Genomic DNA, 19,599 nt, shown 5'->3' with positions numbered 1-19,599 from the left:
GATGAAGAAGATTGTATTTACAGGTGGAGGAACAGTTGGGCATGTAACCCTCAACCTTCTCCTTATTCCGAAATTTATCAAAGAAGGCTGGCAGGTCCACTATATTGGTGATAAGCATGGGATTGAGTATCAGGAAATCCAAAAGTCTGGACTAGACGTGACCTTCCATTCGGTAGCTACGGGCAAGCTTCGCCGCTACTTTTCATGGCAGAATCTGCTGGATGGCTTTAAGGTCGTCTGGGGTATTTTCCAGTCGCTGGGTATTATGCTCAAGGTACGGCCGCAGGCTCTCTTTTCTAAGGGAGGCTTTGTATCCGTTCCGCCCGTGATTGCAGCCCGACTGTCAGGAGTGCCTGTATATGTTCATGAGTCGGATCTATCCATTGGCTTGGCCAATAAAATCGCCTATAAGTGTGCGACCAAGATGTATGCGACCTTTGAGCAAAGTTCCAGTCTGACCAAGATTGAGCATGTCGGAGCTGTGACCAAGGTCGGTAACCAAGAGTCAGTCCCACCGCAGGAACTAGAAGAAATCCGTCAGTATTTTGATAAAGAGCTGCCTACTCTGCTTTTTGTCGGTGGTTCTGCTGGTGCTAAGGTCTTTAATGACTTTGTCAGCCAGAATCAAGCTGCGCTGACCGAGCGTTATAACGTTATCAATCTGACAGGCGATGCAAGTTTGGATGTTCTGTCTGAACGTCTCTTTCGCAGAGCCTATGTGACTGACCTCTACCAGCCTTTGATGGACTTGGCAGATGTAGTGGTGACACGCGGCGGTTCCAATACAATTTTCGAGCTCTTGGCTATGGCTAAGCTGCACATTATCGTTCCTCTGGGACGTGAAGCCAGTCGCGGCGATCAGATTGAAAATGCGGATTATTTTGTGAAAAAGGGATATGCCAAGCAATTGGCAGAGGAACAGCTGGATATGAGCAATTTACAGGTAGCTCTTGATGACCTTTTGGCTAATCAGGCTTCTTATCATCAAGCTATGAAGAATTCCCAGGAAATCAAGTCTGTAGATGAATTTTATGCTTTATTGAAGGCGGATATTGATAAAGGAAAGAAATGAGCAAGAAAAACAACGATGAGCCAAAGGAAGAGGTAAGTGAGCACCTCTCTGAATGGCAGAAACGAAACAAAGAATATCTTGAAAAGAAGGCTCAAGAAGAGGCCAGCAAACAAAAGAAGCTGGAAGAAGAGGAAGCAAATGAAGCTGAAGCTGAGGACTCAATCGAAGGCGAAGAAATAGCTGAAGAGACGGAAGAAGATGACTCATCTTATGAAGAGGAAGAAACAGAATATTTGGAAGATGAATCATCCGAATCTGAGCTAGAGACCGAATTGAGCGAGAAAGAGCGCAAAAAACTGGAGAAACTTCAGAAAAAGGCAGAAAAAGAAGCTGCTAAGGTTCATATCTCGAGGGTTCATATTTATCGAGCGCTGCCAATTTTGCTGGGCAGTGGCTTGATTTTTCTCCTGTCAGTTTATTTTTTGACGCCACTGGCAACCATGAAGACAATCGAATTTTCTGGGAATCAAATGGTCAGTCAGGAAGATCTGCTCAAAAGCAGTAAGATTGATGAGAAGGACTATACTTTAACAACCTTTATCAATGGCGGTAATCATATCCGCAATATGAAAGCTTCTAGCCCTTGGATTAACAACCTGGAGATGGCTTATCAGTTTCCGATTACTTTTCAGGTAAAGGTCAAGGAGTACGGAGTTCTGGCCTATCTGCATGAGGGTGGCCAGTACTATCCTATTCTGACAAATGGGGAGATTATTTCGGACCCGACTGCTGCAGATTCTTTGCCAGAAACCCATATTTCGATAGAGTTTTCAGATAAAAAATTGATTAAAGAATTTGCTCTTCAAATTGAAAAGGTACCGGCTTCGGTCAAGAAAAATATTAAGACAGTTCAGCTGACCCCGAGCAAGGTGACACCGGACTTGGTTACGCTGACAATGCATGATGGCAATAAAATTTTGGTACCAATTTCGCATATTGCTAAGAAACTGCCATATTACAAGGGAATCCAATCGCAGCTGGAAGAGGGTGTACCTAGTGTCGTAGATATGGAAGCAGGGATTTTTAGTTATGTTGAAGGAGCTCAAAACGAGTCGTCTTCTTCTGATGAAGAAAAGCAGAAAGCAGAAGAGGAATCGACGGGACAGCCAACAGAACAAGCGGCTGAGCAGGTGACAGAAAGTCAGGAAGAAGAACCTGCAGAGCCGCAAAATTCGACAGAAAACCCGGGAACTGCTGAAAATCGCTAAATTATATGTAGAAAAACTGCACATTTTCAGTTTCTTTATGTTATAATAAAGCTTGGGTAACTCTAATTTTTAGCGTTATTAGTATAGACCGGAAACATGGAAGATAGAGAGGACTGGTGTAATGGCTAGAGACGGCTTTTTTACTGGATTAGATATAGGAACTAGCTCAATTAAAGTGTTGGTGGCAGAGCACATCAACGATGAAATGAATGTTATTGGGGTCAGCAACGCAAAAAGTGCTGGCGTTAAAGATGGAATTATTGTTGATATTGAGGCTGCTGCTGCTGCCATTAAGACAGCTATTTCTCAAGCAGAAGAAAAGGCAGGCATTTCAATTGGTTTAGTTAATGTCGGACTTCCGGCTAATCTCTTACAGATTGAGCCAACTCAGGGCATGATTCCTGTGACTAGTGATTCTAAGGAAATCACAGATACAGATGTAGAGAATGTTGTTAGATCTGCTCTGACTAAGAGTATGACTCCTGACCGCGAAGTGATTACTTTCATCCCAGAAGAGTTTGTAGTGGATGGTTTCCAAGGGATTCGTGACCCACGCGGCATGATGGGGATTCGCTTAGAAATGCGTGGTCTTCTCTATACTGGACCACGGACTATTCTCCACAACCTCCGCAAGACAGTGGAGCGCGCGGGAGTTCAGCTTGAGAACGTAATTATCTCCCCATTGGCTATGACTAAGTCAATCTTGAACGAAGGGGAACGTGAGTTTGGTGCAACTGTTATTGATATGGGTGGCGGTCAAACTACAGTGGCTTCTGTTAAAGGTCAAGAGCTTCAATATACGAATATATACCAAGAAGGCGGTGACTACGTAACCAAGGACATCTCCAAGGTTTTGAAGACTTCACAAAAGTTGGCTGAAAGTCTCAAGTTTAACTATGGATCTGCTTATGTTCCAGAAGCTGGGACAGAGTCTTTCCAAGTAGAAGTGATTGGCGAGATTGAGCCGGTTGAAGTAACTGAAAAGTATCTGGCTGAAATTATTTCTGCTCGTATCCAACACATTTTTGAGCAAATCAAACGCGATTTGGATAGAAGGCATCTTCTCGAGTTGCCAGGCGGCATTGTGATTATTGGTGGAGCAGCTATTCTTCCAGGAGTGGTTGAGCTGGCTCAAGAAGTGTTTGGTGTGAATGTCAAGCTTTATGTGCCAAATCAAATCGGCATTCGCAATCCAGCCTTTGCACATGTTATCAGCCTGTCAGAGTATGCTGGAAACTTAACAGATGTGGATATGCTGGCTCAGGTTGCTGTTCATGGTGATGAGCAACTGCGCCATCGACCTGTATCCTTTGAGCGTCCTGCTCAGTCAGTACCACGTTTTGAACCTCAACCAGCTGATGAGATTCCTGAGGAGCCGGTCCAAGAAGTTCCAGTTGCCAGTGCTGATGTGCCAAACCAAGAACCAAAAACTGGTATTACAGATCGGATGCGCAACCTAATTGGCAAAATGTTTGATTAAGGAGAATACAGAGAATATGACATTTTCATTTGACGCTGCTGCTGCACAAGGCGCAGTAATTAAAGTTATTGGTGTCGGTGGAGGTGGCGGTAACGCCATCAACCGAATGATTGATGAAGGTGTTGCTGGTGTTGAATTCATCGCAGCAAATACAGATGTTCAAGCTCTTAGCAGTGCCAAAGCTGAAACAGTTATTCAGCTTGGTCCTAAGCTGACTCGCGGACTTGGTGCCGGAGGTCAGCCTGAAGTAGGTCGTAAGGCTGCTGAAGAAAGCGAAGAAGTCCTGACCGAAGCTCTGCAAGGAGCAGATATGGTCTTCATCACTGCTGGTATGGGTGGTGGATCTGGGACAGGTGCTGCTCCAGTGATTGCTCGTATTGCAAAAAATGTTGGTGCTCTGACTGTTGCTGTAGTTACACGTCCTTTCGGTTTCGAAGGAAGCAAGCGTGGAACCTTTGCAGTAGAAGGAATCAATGAACTTCGCGAGCATGTAGACACACTCTTGATTATCTCAAATAACAACTTGCTTGAAATTGTAGATAAGAAGACTCCGCTTCTTGAAGCACTCAGTGAAGCAGATAATGTTCTTCGCCAAGGTGTCCAAGGGATTACTGACTTGATTACCAGCCCAGGACTAATTAACCTTGACTTTGCCGACGTGAAAACAGTTATGGCAGACAAGGGTAATGCTTTGATGGGAATTGGTGTTGGTAGCGGTGAAGAACGTGTCATCGAAGCTGCTCGCAAAGCTATCTACTCACCTCTTTTGGAAACAACCATTGATGGCGCAGAGGACGTAATTGTCAACGTTACTGGTGGCCTAGATATGACTCTGATTGAAGCTGAAGAGGCTTCAGAAATTGTCAACCAAGCAGCAGGTCATGGTGTGAACATCTGGCTCGGTACTGCGATTGATGAGTCCATGAAGGATGAAATCCGCGTGACGGTTGTAGCTACTGGTGTCCGTCAGGACAAGGTTGAAAAGGTCAGCGGCATTCGTCAGACACCACAACCTACTAGTCCAAGCCGTCCGCAGCAAGTTGAGCCAAATCGCGAAGTTCGCTCAGGACAGTTTGAACGAAACTTTGATATGACCGAAACGGTTGATATTCCTGCTCCAAGCCGTCAAAGAACGGATGCGCCTAAAGGTTCAGCCTTTGGTGATTGGGATCTTCGCCGCGAAGCGATTGTTCGTCAGGCTGAACCAAGTTCGTCAGCCCGCGTGGAACGCTATGCAGAAACTAATGAAGATGATGATGAATTGGAAACACCTCCATTCTTCAGAAATCGTTAATCTAAATCATGAATTTGCAGAATAATAAAGAGTTGGTCTTTCAATCCGTCGCTCAAGCGGCGGAGCAAGCCCAGCGTTTGAAAGATTCAGTAAATATCATTGCAGTTACCAAATATGTTGACTGCGAAACAACTCAGGAGCTTGTTCGTACAGGTATTCAGCATATCGGAGAAAATCGGGTAGATAAATTTCTAGATAAATACCATGCTCTGAAAGATGAGAATCTGACATGGCACCTGATCGGCAGTTTGCAGAGGAGAAAAGTCAAGGATGTGATTAACTATGTTGATTACTTTCACGCTTTAGATTCTGTAAAATTGGCCAAGGAGATTGACAAACGGGCTGAACATGTGATTAAATGTTTCCTGCAGGTGAATATTTCTAAAGAAGAGAGCAAGCATGGCTTTTTGATTGAAGAACTTGAAGTTGTCCTGCCTGAACTTGAAAAATTAGAAAATGTTCAAATTGTGGGATTGATGACAATGGCTCCGTTTGAAGCTAGTGATGAGGAGCTGAACCAAATTTTTGAAAAGGCTCATCAACTACAAAAAGAATTAAAAAAGAAACAGTTAAATAATATGCCCTTTTCTGAATTAAGCATGGGAATGAGCCGTGATTATCCAGAAGCAATTGCCCATGGCTCGACTTATGTCAGAATTGGTACAGCATTTTTTAAATAGGAAAGAAATATGTCATTAAAAGATAGATTTGATAAATTTATAGATTATTTTACAGAAGATGGAGATGAGACTGAGCTTCAGGAGCAGACAGTCAGCAGACCTGCAGCGCCTGTTAAGCAGAAGCCTGAATTGGTTCAGCCTAAGCCAGTCAGAGAGAGCAAGCCAGCTCCTCGTCCGGCTGCTGCGGCCAAGCCACAGCCTAAACCTCAGCCCCAACAGAAATCTTCGACTGAGAATATTACCAGACTGCATGCACGTCAGCAGGAATTGGCTCAGCACCGTGCAAATGCGGATGAGAAAATTACGATTGATGTTCGTTATCCGAGGCGATATGAGGAAGCGACTGAAATTGTTGATCTGCTTTTGGCCAATGAAAGCATCCTGATTGACTTCCAGTATATGACTGAGGTACAGGCTCGACGTTGTTTAGACTACCTAGACGGTGCCCGTTATGTCTTGGCTGGAAGTTTGAAAAAAGTTGCAAGCACTATGTATTTGCTGACTCCGATTAATGTAGTGGTAAATGTGGAAGACATCCGCCTGCCAAACGATGTTGAAATCAGCGAATTCGACTTTGATATGAAGCGCAGTAGATAAGAGATATGTTATATTTTGTAATTCGTGCCATCTCTAATCTTTTCGATCTTTATAGCATTGCCTTGATTGTCTATGCACTTCTGTCTTGGTTTCCAGGAGCCTATCAAACCAAATTCGGAGAGTTTCTAACACGAATTGTAGAACCGTATTTAAAACTTTTCCGCCGTCTTCCCTTGCAGTTTGCAGGGCTGGACTTTACCGTTTGGGTTGCAATTCTGGCTTTAAACCTTTTAAATCGTGTGGTCTTTTATTTAATAAGCGTCTTACTAATGTTATTATGATGAAAGATTTATATCAACATTTTTCGCATGAGGATCGAGAGTTTATTGATAGGAGTCTGAAGCTGCTTCAGCGGGTTCAAGATACCTATGCGTTTGAAACAACGTCTTTTCTGAATCCCCATCAGGTCTCAATCCTGAAGAATATTGGCAAGCAATATGATGTGCAAGTCTTTGCTAGTACGGATTTTTTTCCAAGTGAACTAGCAAGAGTTCTTGTGGCGCCTTCTTATTACCAACTGAATATGGATGATTTTGAATTGAGCTTGCTGGAAATTTCCTATGCAAGCAAATTTTATAAAATCAGTCATTCGCAGATTATGGGGACCTTGCTCAATCAATTAGGGATTGAAAGACGAACATTTGGTGATATTCTTGTGGTTGGAGACCGCGCTCAGCTCTTTGTAGATAAGAGACTGGCCCAGTATTTTATAGATCATGTCTCTAAAATTGCAAAGATGCCTGTCAAACTAAAGGAAGTTTCCTTTGCAGAGCAGCTGAAAGAGCAAAAGCAGGCTGTCACCAGAGAAATTTTAGCATCTAGCCTTCGCTTGGACAAGTTGGTAGCCAGCACCTTTAAGTTGTCAAGGAGTCAGGCTGCTCAGCTGATTTCTGGCAAGCATGTGAAAGTAAACTATGCTGTTAATGACAATCCCAGCCTGCAGGTTGGGCTAGAAGACTTGATTAGCGTTAGACGATTTGGAAGATTTAAGGTTTTAAGAGAAAATGGCCTTTCCAAGAATGGAAAACATAAGTTAACTGTTGAATTATTAGCTAGTAAATGAGGAGGAACTATGACACTTACAGCATTAGAAATTAAAGATAAATCCTTTGGAACCAAGTTTAGAGGCTATGATGTTGAAGAGGTAGATGAATTCCTGGACATCGTTGTCCGTGATTATGAGGACTTGGTTCGTGAAAATCACGAAAAAGAAGCAAAAATTCGCAATCTGGAAGAACGTCTGACATATTTTGATGAGATGAAAGACTCTCTCAGCCAGTCTGTTTTGATTGCTCAGGATACGGCTGAGCGCGTTAAAGTTGCTGCCAATGAGCGATCTACAAATATTGTCCGTCAGGCAGAGCAGGATGCGCAGCATTTGTTGGATGGAGCTAAGTACAAGGCTGATGAAATTTTGCGTCAGGCAGCGGACAATGCTAAGAAAGTAGCCATTGAAACAGAAGAACTGAAAAACAAAACACGTGTCTTCCACCAACGCTTGAAATCAACCATTGAGAGCCAACTCAGCATTGTGGATTCGTCTGAATGGGAAGAAATCCTGCGTCCGACAGCTACTTACCTGCAAACCAGCGATGAAGCCTTCAAGGAAGTTGTATCTGAGGTTCTAGGAGAAGAGGCAGTTGTCCGCGAGGAAGAAGTGGATGTGACACGTCAATTTTCTCCAGAGGAAATGGCTGAGCTGCAAGAGCGCATTGAAGCTGCAAACCGTGAATTAGCTGCGACACAAGCTTTTTCTCCGCTCAGTGATGAAGACATAGAAGCTCACGCAGCTGAGGAAAACTCAGAAGCTTACCATCACGATGATGATACAAATGGGGAACAAAAAGTTCCAGTAAATATTTTATAATTTTTAAAGAAGCTAAGATTGTAAAAACACAGACCAAGCAAAATACTTTCAGCGAGCAGATGATGGTGAGAGATCTGCAGTCCATCTTGCTTGGGCTATCATTTTACAGAACTTTCGTCTGAAATCAGTAGGATGAGACGGCAGTCCACGTTACGGACAAAGAGGGGCAAGAGGAGCATCATGCTATTGTCTTGCCTAAACAAAGGTGGTACCGCGAATTTTCGTCCTTTTTGGAGAAGTTTGCGGTTTTTAATTTGTAATTTTAAAAATAAAGAGGAATAGAATGAAACTGAAAGAAACACTCAATCTTGGGAAAACTGCTTTTCCTATGCGGGCTGGCCTGCCAAATAAAGAACCAATCTGGCAGAAAGAATGGGATCAAGCTAAGCTTTATCAACGCCGTCAGGAACTGAATGAAGGCAAGCCGCACTTTATCTTGCATGATGGCCCTCCTTACGCTAACGGCAATATTCACGTCGGCCATGCTATGAATAAGATTTCCAAAGATATTATTGTTCGCTCAAAATCTATGGCTGGCTACTATGCGCCTTACATTCCAGGCTGGGATACGCATGGTCTCCCAATCGAGCAGGTATTGGCAAAGCAAGGCGTTAAGCGTAAAGAACTGGACTTGGTTGAGTACCTCAACATGTGTCGGGACTATGCCCTGAGCCAAGTCGAAAAGCAAAAAGAAGACTTCAAGCGTTTGGGTGTTTCTGGTGACTGGGATAATCCTTATGTGACTTTGACTCCTGACTATGAAGCGGCTCAAATCCGTGTCTTTGGTGAAATGGCTAAGAAAGGCTACATCTACCGTGGTGCTAAGCCAGTTTACTGGTCATGGTCATCTGAGTCAGCTTTGGCTGAAGCGGAAATTGAATACCATGATTTGGTTTCCACATCTCTCTACTATGCTAACCGCGTCAAAGATGGCAAAGAGGTCTTGGACACAGATACTTACATCGTCGTATGGACAACAACTCCATTTACCATTACAGCCTCTCGCGGTTTGACAGTTGGAGCAGATATTGATTACGTAGTCGTTCAACCAGCTGGTGAATCTCGTAAGTTTGTGGTTGCTTCAGAATTGTTGAATAGTCTGTCTGAGAAATTTGGATGGGCTGATGTTCAAGTTTTGGCTACCTACCGTGGTCAAGAATTAAACCACATCGTGACAGTTCACCCATGGGATACTGCTGTAGATGAACTTGTTATCCTGGGTGACCACGTTACGACTGACTCTGGTACCGGTATCGTTCATACAGCGCCTGGTTTTGGTGAGGACGACTACCATGTCGGTGTAGCCAATGGACTGGAAGTTGCTGTGACAGTCAATGAGCGCGGTATCATGATGGAAAATGCTGGTCCTGACTTTGAAGGCCAGTTCTATGATAAGGTTGTGCCGACGGTTATTGAAAAGCTTGGTGATTTGCTCCTTGCTCAGGAAGAAATTTCTCACTCTTATCCATTTGACTGGCGTACTAAGAAGCCAATCATCTGGCGGGCAGTACCTCAGTGGTTTGCATCTGTTTCTAAATTCCGTCAAGAAATTTTAGATGAAATTGACAAGATTAAATTCCATTCTGAATGGGGGAAAGTACGCCTCTACAATATGATTCGTGACCGTGGTGACTGGGTTATCTCTCGTCAGCGGGCTTGGGGAGTTCCACTTCCAATCTTCTATGCCGAAGACGGAACACCAATCATGACGGCTGAAACCATTGAACACGTAGCTCAGCTTTTTGAGGAGCACGGCTCTATCGTCTGGTGGAAGCGTGAAGCCAAAGACCTCTTACCAGAAGGATTTACTCATCCAGGTTCTCCAAACGGTGAATTTACCAAGGAAACAGACATCATGGACGTTTGGTTTGACTCAGGTTCATCATGGAATGGGGTAGTGGTCAACTGTCCTGAGTTAACTTACCCAGCTGATCTTTATCTAGAAGGTTCAGACCAATACCGTGGTTGGTTCAACTCCTCCCTCATCACTTCAGTTGCCAACCATGGCGTAGCTCCTTACAAACAAATCTTGTCACAAGGATTTGCCTTAGATGGTAAGGGCGAAAAGATGTCTAAATCCCTTGGAAATACAATTGCTCCAAGTGACGTGGAAAAACAATTTGGTGCGGAAATCTTGCGTCTCTGGGTAACCAGTGTTGACTCTAGCAACGACGTTCGCATCTCTATGGATATCTTGGGTCAAGTTTCTGAAACCTACCGTAAGATTCGGAATACACTTCGTTTCTTGATTGCTAATACCTCTGACTTTAATCCAGTTGAGGATGCTGTAGCTTACGAAGAGCTTCGCTCCGTTGATAAGTACATGACTATCCGCTTCAATCAATTAGTAGAGACTATTCGCAAGGCTTATGCGGATTTTGAGTTTCTGACTATTTATAAAGCGATTGTCAACTTTGTGACTGTTGACTTGTCCGCTTTCTATCTGGACTTTGCCAAAGATGTCGTCTATATCGAAGCAGCTAAGTCATTGGAACGTCGTCAGATGCAGACTGTTTTCTATGATGTTTTGGTCAAGATTACCAAGCTGTTGACGCCGATTCTGCCACACACAGCAGAAGAAATCTGGTCTTACCTAGAGCACGAAGAGGAAGAATTTGTTCAGTTATCTGAATTGCCAGAAGCTCAGACTTTCCCAAATCAAGAAGAAATCTTGGACACTTGGTCTGCCTTTATGGACTTCCGCAGTCAGGCTCAGAAAGCCTTGGAAGAAGCCCGCAATGAAAAGGTTATCGGAAAATCGCTGGAAGCGCACCTGACTGTCTATCCGAATGAAGTCATCAAGACCTTGCTGGAAGCAGTTAACAGCGATGTGGCCCAGCTCCTCATCGTTTCTCAATTAACGATTGCTGAAGGACCTGCTCCAGAAGGCGCTCTACTCTTTGAAGATGTAGCTTTTGTCGTAGAGCATGCGAAGGGGCAAGTCTGTGATCGCTGCCGTCGCATTGATACAACAGTTAAAGAGCGCAGCTATCAAGCCCTTGTCTGTGACCACTGTGCAAAAATTTTAGAAGAAAACTTTGCTCAGGCTGTCGCAGAAGGCTTTGAGGTCAAGTAAGTTTTAAAATAAAAAATGGCTTTGCCCTTTAGAGGTAAGCCATTTTTTAGATAGATCGATTTGAAAATTTGTTAATTTAAAACCAAATTAGCAAAAACACACAGTTGCATTTGCAACTATTTTCTGTTATACTACTTATAACTTAGGAGTGCTTATTTTAGCCAAAATGTTTTGGAGCTGAAAGAGCTCAGAGGAAGTCAGTTGCTGCAGAGCCTGACTGGCGTAGGTATTTTCAAAACCAATCAGTTGGTCGTAGAGTTTGAGAGCCTGACTGCTAGGATAGAGCTCTTTGAACTTCTTATTTTGAGCTTTGGTCTTTTTGATAATCAAGCCTCTATCTTCCAGCTTTCCTAGAGAACGGCTGAGAGTAGTCTTGTCAATCTGCACCAGTTCTGCCAGTTGTGACTGGCTGATACCTTCATTTTCGACGATACGAATGAGTAGTAGAAATAAATTATTGTCTAGGCAGTAGTTACTGGCTTTCTGATTCATTTTCATCATGGCTTGTCTGGAAATAAATCCCATTTGACGGAAAAGTTGACGATAATCCATAGGAACTCCTTGATAGTTGCATTTGCACTTATTATACATTAAAAAGTTAGAGGAAACAAGTATGTGGTCTAGGAAAAAATTAACAGAGCTGAACTCGATAGAATTTTATCAAATCTTAAAACTTCGCATTGACACCTTTGTGGTGGAGCAGGAGCGCATTTATCATGAGCTGGATGAGAAGGACCTAGAAGCAGTGCATGTTTACCATGCTAATAAACAAGGGGAAATTGATGCTTATGCCCGTGTCTTTGAAGAGGGAGAGCATTTGGTCTTTGGTCGAGTAGTCACAGCTCAGTCTGCACGAGGACAGGGCTTAGGAGGACAGCTTATCAGAGAAATCTTGCAATTATGTGCTGAGAAATGGCCAGGAAAGGAAATTGAAATAGAGGCTCAGGTTCAGGTGGCTGCTCTCTATGAAAAGTATGGCTTCAAATCAGTTGGCCAACCCTTTATTTTTGAATCGACACCTCACATTACCATGATCTATAAACAATAAAAAAACTAAGGCGATTGCCTTAGTTTTTACTGTTTCACAGGAATGGAAATTTCGATTAGATTATTAGCGTAAATCGTGCGGATAGCAGCTCTATCAATAGCATTTGCATCAATTTTTCTCTTCAAGAAAAATTCTCTGATTTTTTCGATTTCCTGTTCGCGTACAGCACGGTGCATGTTTGAAATCAAGATTTCATAGTGAAGAGGAGCTTGTGTAAAAACAACATCGCTGTTTCCAGCAGAATAAACTTCGACTAATATCGCATCGGTGCTTTCCAATTGGCTTTTGACAAGGTCAGCATGACTGTTTGTTGTATTAATAAGCTTCATACGATTTCCTCCTGCTTTATACCTGCTATTATTATAACATGTTTGCTATAAATTGTGAATGATTTCTTTAAGCTTTAAGCGCATTTTTCCAAGCTTGGATACCCCATTTATGGCTGCCGCGTTTTAGTGTTTCAATAGCTTCTTCGACTGGGAACCAGGCAAGCTGGTTGAAATCTTCCAGCGGTTTTTGGACTTCTTGGAAAGAGGTGACCTCATACAGGTAGGCCGGGTTGTAGAAATGGGTGTCGCGATGGCGGGAGTAAAAATATTCATCAGCTTGTCCAAGATAGCGTCCAAGCTGGGCCGTGAATCCAAGTTCTTCCATCAGCTCGCGTTCAAGCGCAGTCTGATGGTTTTCCCCCTCTTCAATCTCTCCACCGGGCAGAAACCAAGCCCCGTTAGGTGCCTGAACCAAAATAATCTTTTCTTTCTTTTCGTCTGGGATAACGGCATAGACTCCGTAGCGGGTCACATATTCTACATTTGCTTCCTTTTCACCAAAGGTTGGATTTGTCATTCTAATATCCTCAATCTCTAGTCAGTTTACTATCTATCATAATGGACTAAGGACCAGCTGTCAAGAATTTACTCGGTTTATTGGACAGAAAAAGAATGATAGTCCTTGAAAGAAATCCCCTTCAAATAATAAATTCCTTCCTCCGACCGTTTAGAAAACTCTTCTTTATAGGAATGGTAAAACATTTTTAGAAGAAATTGTTATAATAGGAGCGAGGTGGTTTTATGACAGAAAGCAGACTTTTTAAAATCTTATATCTTCTTTTAGAGCAGGGCCGCACAACAGCTCCCGAATTGGCCTCACTATTTGAAGTATCTATTCGGACCATCTATCGGGATGTGGACAAGCTGAGTTTGGCAGGAATCCCCATCTATTGCAGCCCAGGCAAGGGCGGGGGTATTTTTCTGATGAAGGATTTTGTCTTAGACAAGGCCTTATTTTCAGAGTCTGAGAGGGATGAGCTATTAGCTGCTCTTCAAGGCTTGCAGATTTTAACAGATGGCGAGCAAGTAGAGACCCTGTCTAAGTTGCAGTCTTTGTTTCAAGTTCAGGCAACATCCTGGCTAGAGGTGGATTTCACTGACTGGCGCAAAAAAGCAGATCAGAAAGAACTGTTTGATACCATTAAGCAAGCAATCTTGCAAAGAAGAGTCTTGTCATTTTCTTACTTGAATGGGCGTGGAGAAAGAGAACAGCGCAGGATAGAGGCGTTGAAGTTAGTATTTAAAAGTCAAGATTGGTATGTTGCTGGCTTTTGTCGTTTAAGACAAGCTCCCCGCTTTTTTAAACTCAACAGAATGAGAGACTGTCAGATGTTAGAGGAAAGATTTAAGCAGAGAGTCTTGGATGAGAAATTTAGTCCTGAGGAGCGGCTAGGAGATACTGTAAAAGTCCTCTTGAAATTTGACCGGAAGCATGCCTTTCGAGTGTACGAGGAGTTTTCAGAAGCAGAGATAGAGGAGAGTGATGCGAGCCTTTATGTAGAAACGCATTTGCCGAGTCACGATAGTCTTTATGCCTACTTGCTATCCTTTTTGGATGGAGTTGAAATCTTGGAGCCGCCTCGGTTACGGGAAGAATTCAAAGAAAAGTTAAAAGCTATTGCCGATATTTATAAAAGCTGACAGAGGTTGTCAGCTTTTCTTTGCTATACTGTTTGTAGTAAAGAAAGGAGGGCTCTCTCATGAAATATGAATGGAGAAAAGCCAATCGAGAAATATATCAAATCAAGTCTGAACCCTGTCTCATAGATGTTCCTGCCCAGTCTTTTATCATGATTGACGGCAAGGGCAATCCTAATGCTGCTGACTTTTCGGAACGAGTTGGTGCTCTGTACAGTTTAGCCTATGCTATCAAGATGAACTACAAAAAGACAGCGGCCGAGAAAGAATTTACTGATTTTACAGTCTATCCCTTGGAAGGACTTTGGCAGCAAGAGCGAGTAGGAGAACTCATTAAAGAAGAATTGATCTATACTATTATGATTGGGCAGCCAGACTTTATCACTGGAGAGATGGTGAAAAAGGCTCTGGAACAAGTCCGTGTCAAAAAGCCTAATCCTCTCTATGATGAGATTCGCTTTGAAGAAATGACGGAAGGAGCGTGTATCGCCATGCTGCACCTAGGACCTTTTGATGAAGAACCTCAATCCTTCGCTAAAATGGATGCCTTTTGCCAGAATCACCAGCTGACACGGATTTCACACACTCATAGGGAAATCTATCTCAATAATCTGAATCGGACAGACCCTAGCAAGCTGAAAACAATTCTGCGCTATAGGGTTCAGAAAAATCAATAAAGAAATAGAGCAGAAAACTAACTGTTTTCTGCTCTATTTTGTCGACATTTATTTTTCTTCTTGAGATGAATGAACGGACTCTGTGCTTTCAGTTTTCTTGGCTGACTTGATGAGAATCTTGCCATTGCTGGTCATAATAGCTTTGAGATCTTTTTCGCTTGGATTTTCTAGATAGAAGTCAGTAATAGCATCTTCGATATGGTCCTGAATGGTACGGCGTAGTGGGCGAGCCCCCATTTTTGGATTGTAGCCCAGGTCAACCAATTTTTCTTTGACCTTCTCTGTAACATCCAGATGAATGTCGTTGGTTGCCAAACGTTGATTGACATCGTCCAGCATCAGGTTGACGATTTGCAGCAGATCGTCCTTGCTGAGCGCCTGGAATTCGATAATGCCGTCAAAGCGGTTCATAAACTCAGGACTGAAGAAGTTCCCCAATTCACCCAAAACGGAGTTAGTGCGGCCTTCACGCGCTGCTCCAAAGCCAACGCTGGCTTCAGCTTTGCCAGTTCCGGCATTGGATGTCATGATGATAATGGTGTCCTTGAAGCTGACGGTCCGGCCTTGACCATCGGTCAGGCGGCCATCATCTAGAACCTGCAGGAACATGTGCATAACATCGGGATGGGCCTTTTCCACCTCATCCAGTAGAATGAGTGAGTAAGGATTGCGGCGAACGCGCTCAGTCAATTGACCAGCTTCATCATAGCCGACATAGCCCGGAGGTGCACCGACCAGCTTGGCCACGCTGTGTTTCTCCATGTATTCACTCATATCAAAGCGAATCATGCTGTCAGCCGAGCCAAAGAGCTCAATGGCTAGTTGCTTAGACAGCTCAGTCTTACCGACACCAGTTGGTCCGACAAAGAGGAAGCTGCCGATTGGGCGATTAGGACTTCCTAGTCCGACCCGGTTGCGACGGATGGCCTTGGCAATCTTATCCACAGCATCGTCTTGGCCGATGACATGGGCCTTTAGGTCACTAGAGAGATTAACTAGTTGAGACTGTTCTTTTTCTTTGAGGTCGCCAACTGGGATATTGGTCTTTTGCTCTACGATGTGCTCAATCGTTTTCTCGCTAATAATCGGAGTATCCTTATCCAGTACACTTGTCTGCTGGAGTTCCTTGTACTTGGCAATCTGGTCCCGGAAGTAAGCTGCTTTCTCGAAATCTTCGTCACGGGTTGCTTGAGCCTTGAGGTTTTCGGCCTCAATCAGACGTTGGTCAATGACCTTGGGGTCAACGAAGTTGAGGGTCAGATTCATCTTAGAACCGGCCTCATCCAAGAGGTCAATAGCCTTGTCTGGCAGGAAGCGGTCTTGGATGTAGCGGTTGGAGAGAAGCGCAGCAGCTTCAATAGCCGCATCTGTGTACTTGACGTGATGGTAGTCTTCGTATTTTTTCTGAATTCCTTTGAGGATGGTAATCGTTTCCTCTACCGTCGGCTCGTCTACCTTAACGGGCTGCATGCGGCGCTCCAGTGCAGCATCCTTCTCAATGATACGGTATTCATTGAGAGTGGTTGCTCCGACCATCTGGAGCTCACCGCGAGCCAGAGCTGGTTTGAGGATGTTCCCAGCGTCCATATTGCCATCGCCAGCAGAGCCTGCTCCGACAATTTCATGGATTTCATCAATAAAGAGAATGACATCCTGACGAGAACGAATCTCATCAATGAGCTTCTGCATTCTCTCCTCAAATTGGCCACGGATACCAGTTCCCTGTACTAAGCTGACAACGTCTAGGCGGATAACTTCCTTGCCTTGGAGTTTATGAGGCACATCGCCATCAACAATTTTCTGGGCCAGGCCTTCCACCACGGCTGTTTTTCCGACTCCGGGCTCCCCTATGAGAACAGGATTATTTTTGGTGCGGCGGTTGAGGATTTCAATGACACGGACGATTTCTTCATCACGGCCAATAACAGGATCAATCTCGCCTCGGCGAGCCAACTCAGTCACGTTGATACCAAACTCTTCCAGCAGGCCTTTTGGCTTTTGCGGACTTGGCTGAGGCTGACCACCCTTGCTTGGATTGGAGCCGTAGCCGCCACCGCCTCCATAGGCTCCGCCAGATTGGGTAGGAGGAGTAGCTGGTTCCTGAGACTGTTGAAAATTGCTGAGGCCGTTGAAGAAGTCATCGATAGGATCTGTTCCGTGATTGTTGGCATTAGTAATTCCGCCGAACAAGGAATGTTCAGGGTCTGTTTTCATGATTTGGTAGCAGTTTTGGCACAAATCCACCTGCTGTTTGTGGCCATTTACGTTGGTATAAAGGTGAATCGTAGATTCATTGATTTTACAATTTTGGCAAAGCATGCAGATACCTCTTTTCTTTTAGTGTGCAAGCTATTTAATAGAAATAATTAAAGGTCAAAAATAGTCAAAGTTTTATAGTTTCATTATATCAGTATTCTCGAACTTTGCAAGAATTTACTACAAAATCCTCCCTTAGACCGAGCAGAATGAAAACAAATTCTTGAAAAATTGCAAAAAATTGGCTTTTAGTGGTATTTCAGCAGCTATTTATGGTAAAATAAGAGGGAACTAAGTAAATAGGAGAAACAAAATGGAATCACATTTAGTTAGAATTATTAACCGCTTAGAAGCTATGGCTAAGGATGGCGGAAATTTGAAACGTAATTTTGAGCGTGAAGGAGTGGTTGTAGCAGAAGTAGCTTACAGTTATGACGAAGAAAACGGCTCTGTCTTCACCTTGCGTGACGTTGCAGCGCGTGAGACCTATACTTTCGACAGCATCGATTTGATTGCAATGGAAATTTATGAATTACTCTACTAAAAAGCACTTAGCTGCTTTTTATTTTTGCACTTTTTATCTTGTTTTGAAAATGATTTAGTAGGTCTGAAAATTTTACCACTAGCTGCCAATGAATCCTCGTCTTATAACTTTGTATAAGAAAAAGTTATAGGCTGGGCACAGATTTTTTTGGTATAATGAAAAAAATAATGAAAAAGAAATGAGAATGACATGGCCCAGATTATTGATGGTAGAGGTTTAGCAGAGAAGCTTCAGAAAAAATTAGCTGAAAAAACGGCTCGCCTCAAAGAAAAGACAGGTCAGGTACCGGGCTTGGTAGTGATTGTGGTGGGAAATAATCCAGCCAGTCAAATCTACGTACGTAATAAAGAGCGCTCAGCCTTGGCTGCTGGCTTTCGGAGTAAGGTAGAACGTCTGCCAGAAGAGACCAGCCAGGAAGAGCTCTTGAGCTTGATTGAAACTTATAATCAAAATCCTGACTGGCATGGCATTTTGGTCCAGCTGCCCTTGCCTGAGCATATTGATGATGAAGCTGTGCTGCTGGCCATTGATCCAGACAAGGATGTTGATGGCTTTCATCCGCTTAATATGGGCAAGCTATGGAGCGGCCATCCGGTTATGATTCCGGCTACTCCTGCAGGCATTATGGCAATGTTCCATGAATATGGCGTTGAACTGGAAGGCAAGCGAGCGGTCGTCATCGGGCGGAGTAATATTGTTGGTAAGCCCATGGCTCAGCTGCTTTTGGCTAAGAATGCGACGGTTACTCTAACACATTCGCGGACCCACAATCTAGCCAAGACTGCTAAGCGGGCAGATATTTTGGTGGTCGCTATCGGACGTGGACATTTTGTGACCAAGGACTTTGTCAAGGAGGGGGCCGTTGTCATTGATGTCGGTATGAACCGAGATGAAAATGGCAAGCTGATTGGCGACGTTAAGTTTGATGAAGTGTCTGAACTTGCCAGTCTGATTACCCCTGTACCTGGAGGTGTTGGGCCTATGACCATTACCATGCTGATGGAGCAGACTTACCAAGCCTTTAAACGGAGTCTTGAATCATGAAATTTGTTTTTGATTTGGATGGGACCTTGTCCTTTGATTATATGACGATTGATGAGGAGATTAAGCAGGTTCTGCTGACGGCTCCTCAGTTTGATCATGAAGTTCTGTTTGCTTCGGCGCGCTCCTATCGAGATTGTCTGGGATTATTGGGTCCGGAATTGAGCCAGCAGATAGTGATTGGCCTGAACGGCGGAGTAGCTTATCAGAAGGGACAGCTGATGTTTGAGCGCCAGCTGCATCAGTCGAGTTATCAAGCCATTCTAGATACTTGTTTGACCTATAATTTGCCTTTTTTCGTTGATAATACTTTTGACTACAGCGGTCAGATTTTAGAAAAAATCCCTTTTATTGCCAGTGTAGATCCTCTCAAGCGTGCAAGACAGCTGGAACTGACTGAACTCCAGCATCCTATTAAGCTTGTTATTTACATGGGGAATCATGAGCAGCTCTTAGACGATTTACAGGCTCGTTTTGCAAACTTGCCCAATCTGAGTCTAGACTATCATGAACATGAGAAATGTTTTTATATCAATCCGGCTGAAACCAATAAAGCTTCAACTGTAAAGGAACTCTGCGGTTCGGATTATGTGGCTTTTGGTAATGATCAAAATGATATCCAGCTCTTTAAGAATTCTCTCTATGCTGTGCAGGTTGGGGATTTCTCAGGCTTGAGAGATTATGCGGATGAGCAGGTTGCCTTTCAGGAAAATTTACCCAAGGCAGTCGCAGCAAGAATCTTACAAAAATTTGCAGATTTCCGAGAAAAATAACTTTTCTGCGATACGAGGC

20 protein-coding genes are annotated in these 19,599 nt (G+C 43.6%); 16 read left to right on the top strand and 4 right to left on the bottom strand.

Annotation, left to right across the window (positions count from 1 at the left end; genetic code table 11):
• Position 1: 1 nt before the first annotated feature.
• From J1C91_RS08455 to ileS, 10 genes are all read left to right on the top strand, one after another.
• Positions 2-1,072, top strand: a complete 1,071-nt coding sequence (locus tag J1C91_RS08455; protein ID WP_125439173.1) for a UDP-N-acetylglucosamine--N-acetylmuramyl-(pentapeptide) pyrophosphoryl-undecaprenol N-acetylglucosamine transferase — start codon at positions 2-4, stop codon at positions 1,070-1,072.
• The gene (locus J1C91_RS08450) at positions 1,069-2,280 is read left to right on the top strand and encodes a cell division protein FtsQ/DivIB (RefSeq protein WP_002910323.1); all 1,212 of its coding nucleotides are present in this window, start codon (positions 1,069-1,071) and stop codon (positions 2,278-2,280) included. Before J1C91_RS08455 ends, J1C91_RS08450 begins: the two co-directional genes overlap by 4 nt.
• A gap of 121 nt (positions 2,281-2,401) precedes the next feature.
• On the top strand, positions 2,402-3,760 hold the full coding sequence (gene ftsA, locus J1C91_RS08445; protein WP_002896169.1) for a cell division protein FtsA: 1,359 nt from the start codon (positions 2,402-2,404) through the stop codon (positions 3,758-3,760).
• A 16-nt stretch (positions 3,761-3,776) separates the two neighbouring features.
• Complete coding sequence (gene ftsZ, locus J1C91_RS08440) at positions 3,777-5,054, top strand: cell division protein FtsZ (protein ID WP_011836648.1); 1,278 nt, start codon at positions 3,777-3,779, stop codon at positions 5,052-5,054.
• An 8-nt stretch (positions 5,055-5,062) separates the two neighbouring features.
• Positions 5,063-5,734, top strand: coding sequence for a YggS family pyridoxal phosphate-dependent enzyme (locus J1C91_RS08435; RefSeq protein WP_002910321.1), 672 nt, complete (start codon positions 5,063-5,065; stop codon positions 5,732-5,734).
• A 9-nt stretch (positions 5,735-5,743) separates the two neighbouring features.
• Complete coding sequence (locus tag J1C91_RS08430) at positions 5,744-6,331, top strand: cell division protein SepF (protein ID WP_002910320.1); 588 nt, start codon at positions 5,744-5,746, stop codon at positions 6,329-6,331.
• Between the two features lie 5 nt (positions 6,332-6,336).
• Positions 6,337-6,612, top strand: coding sequence for a YggT family protein (locus J1C91_RS08425; RefSeq protein ID WP_002896162.1), 276 nt, complete (start codon positions 6,337-6,339; stop codon positions 6,610-6,612).
• Positions 6,609-7,394, top strand: a complete 786-nt coding sequence (locus J1C91_RS08420) for an RNA-binding protein (protein WP_002910319.1) — start codon at positions 6,609-6,611, stop codon at positions 7,392-7,394. The genes J1C91_RS08425 and J1C91_RS08420 overlap by 4 nt, the downstream gene beginning before the upstream one ends.
• 9 nt (positions 7,395-7,403) lie before the next feature.
• Positions 7,404-8,198 carry a DivIVA domain-containing protein gene (locus J1C91_RS08415; protein ID WP_002910318.1) on the top strand — a complete coding sequence of 265 codons (795 nt, stop codon included), beginning with the start codon at positions 7,404-7,406 and terminating at the stop codon, positions 8,196-8,198.
• A gap of 283 nt (positions 8,199-8,481) precedes the next feature.
• Entirely contained in the window at positions 8,482-11,274 is a 2,793-nt protein-coding gene (gene ileS, locus J1C91_RS08410) for an isoleucine--tRNA ligase (RefSeq protein ID WP_002910317.1), read from the top strand.
• A gap of 135 nt (positions 11,275-11,409) precedes the next feature.
• Here ileS and J1C91_RS08405 read toward each other — a convergent pair whose 3' ends face one another.
• The gene (locus J1C91_RS08405) at positions 11,410-11,865 is read right to left on the bottom strand and encodes a MarR family winged helix-turn-helix transcriptional regulator (protein ID WP_002910316.1); all 456 of its coding nucleotides are present in this window, start codon (positions 11,863-11,865) and stop codon (positions 11,410-11,412) included.
• A gap of 22 nt (positions 11,866-11,887) precedes the next feature.
• On the opposite strand from J1C91_RS08405, the gene J1C91_RS08400 reads away from it, so the two are divergent.
• The gene (locus J1C91_RS08400) at positions 11,888-12,322 is read left to right on the top strand and encodes a GNAT family N-acetyltransferase (protein ID WP_002910315.1); all 435 of its coding nucleotides are present in this window, start codon (positions 11,888-11,890) and stop codon (positions 12,320-12,322) included.
• Positions 12,323-12,348: 26 nt separating this feature from the next.
• Here J1C91_RS08400 and J1C91_RS08395 read toward each other — a convergent pair whose 3' ends face one another.
• Both J1C91_RS08395 and J1C91_RS08390 read right to left on the bottom strand, forming a co-directional pair.
• Positions 12,349-12,651 (bottom strand): DUF1827 family protein, encoded by a 303-nt coding sequence (locus J1C91_RS08395; protein WP_002896152.1) that lies wholly within the window; start codon positions 12,649-12,651, stop codon positions 12,349-12,351.
• Between the two features lie 67 nt (positions 12,652-12,718).
• The gene (locus J1C91_RS08390) at positions 12,719-13,168 is read right to left on the bottom strand and encodes an NUDIX hydrolase (protein WP_002910314.1); all 450 of its coding nucleotides are present in this window, start codon (positions 13,166-13,168) and stop codon (positions 12,719-12,721) included.
• 224 nt (positions 13,169-13,392) lie between these two features.
• Here J1C91_RS08390 and J1C91_RS08385 point away from each other — a divergent pair, with 224 nt between their 5' ends.
• Both J1C91_RS08385 and J1C91_RS08380 read left to right on the top strand, forming a co-directional pair.
• Positions 13,393-14,292: a helix-turn-helix transcriptional regulator gene (locus J1C91_RS08385; protein ID WP_002910313.1), complete on the top strand. Its 900-nt coding sequence runs from the start codon at positions 13,393-13,395 to the stop codon at positions 14,290-14,292.
• A gap of 59 nt (positions 14,293-14,351) precedes the next feature.
• Positions 14,352-14,966: a GyrI-like domain-containing protein gene (locus J1C91_RS08380; RefSeq protein ID WP_002910309.1), complete on the top strand. Its 615-nt coding sequence runs from the start codon at positions 14,352-14,354 to the stop codon at positions 14,964-14,966.
• A 48-nt stretch (positions 14,967-15,014) separates the two neighbouring features.
• On the opposite strand, the gene J1C91_RS08375 is transcribed toward J1C91_RS08380, so the two are convergent.
• Complete coding sequence (locus tag J1C91_RS08375) at positions 15,015-17,285, bottom strand: ATP-dependent Clp protease ATP-binding subunit (RefSeq protein WP_125439175.1); 2,271 nt, start codon at positions 17,283-17,285, stop codon at positions 15,015-15,017.
• Between the two features lie 250 nt (positions 17,286-17,535).
• On the opposite strand from J1C91_RS08375, the gene J1C91_RS08370 reads away from it, so the two are divergent.
• The 3 genes from J1C91_RS08370 to J1C91_RS08360 all read left to right on the top strand — a co-directional run bounded on the left by J1C91_RS08370 (position 17,536) and on the right by J1C91_RS08360 (position 19,580).
• Positions 17,536-17,766, top strand: coding sequence for a DUF1797 family protein (locus J1C91_RS08370; RefSeq protein WP_002896146.1), 231 nt, complete (start codon positions 17,536-17,538; stop codon positions 17,764-17,766).
• 189 nt (positions 17,767-17,955) lie between these two features.
• Positions 17,956-18,810, top strand: coding sequence for a bifunctional methylenetetrahydrofolate dehydrogenase/methenyltetrahydrofolate cyclohydrolase (locus tag J1C91_RS08365; protein WP_002921925.1), 855 nt, complete (start codon positions 17,956-17,958; stop codon positions 18,808-18,810).
• Entirely contained in the window at positions 18,807-19,580 is a 774-nt protein-coding gene (locus tag J1C91_RS08360; RefSeq protein ID WP_002910306.1) for an HAD hydrolase family protein, read from the top strand. The genes J1C91_RS08365 and J1C91_RS08360 overlap by 4 nt, the downstream gene beginning before the upstream one ends.
• The last annotated feature ends 19 nt before the right edge of the window (positions 19,581-19,599 follow it).

Origin of the sequence: Streptococcus sanguinis, assembly GCF_050222175.1 — a bacterium.
In the GTDB taxonomy this organism is placed as follows: domain Bacteria; phylum Bacillota; class Bacilli; order Lactobacillales; family Streptococcaceae; genus Streptococcus; species Streptococcus sanguinis_M.
Note: the sequence above shows the minus strand (reverse complement) of the source record. Positions and strands in the feature narration are given on the sequence as shown.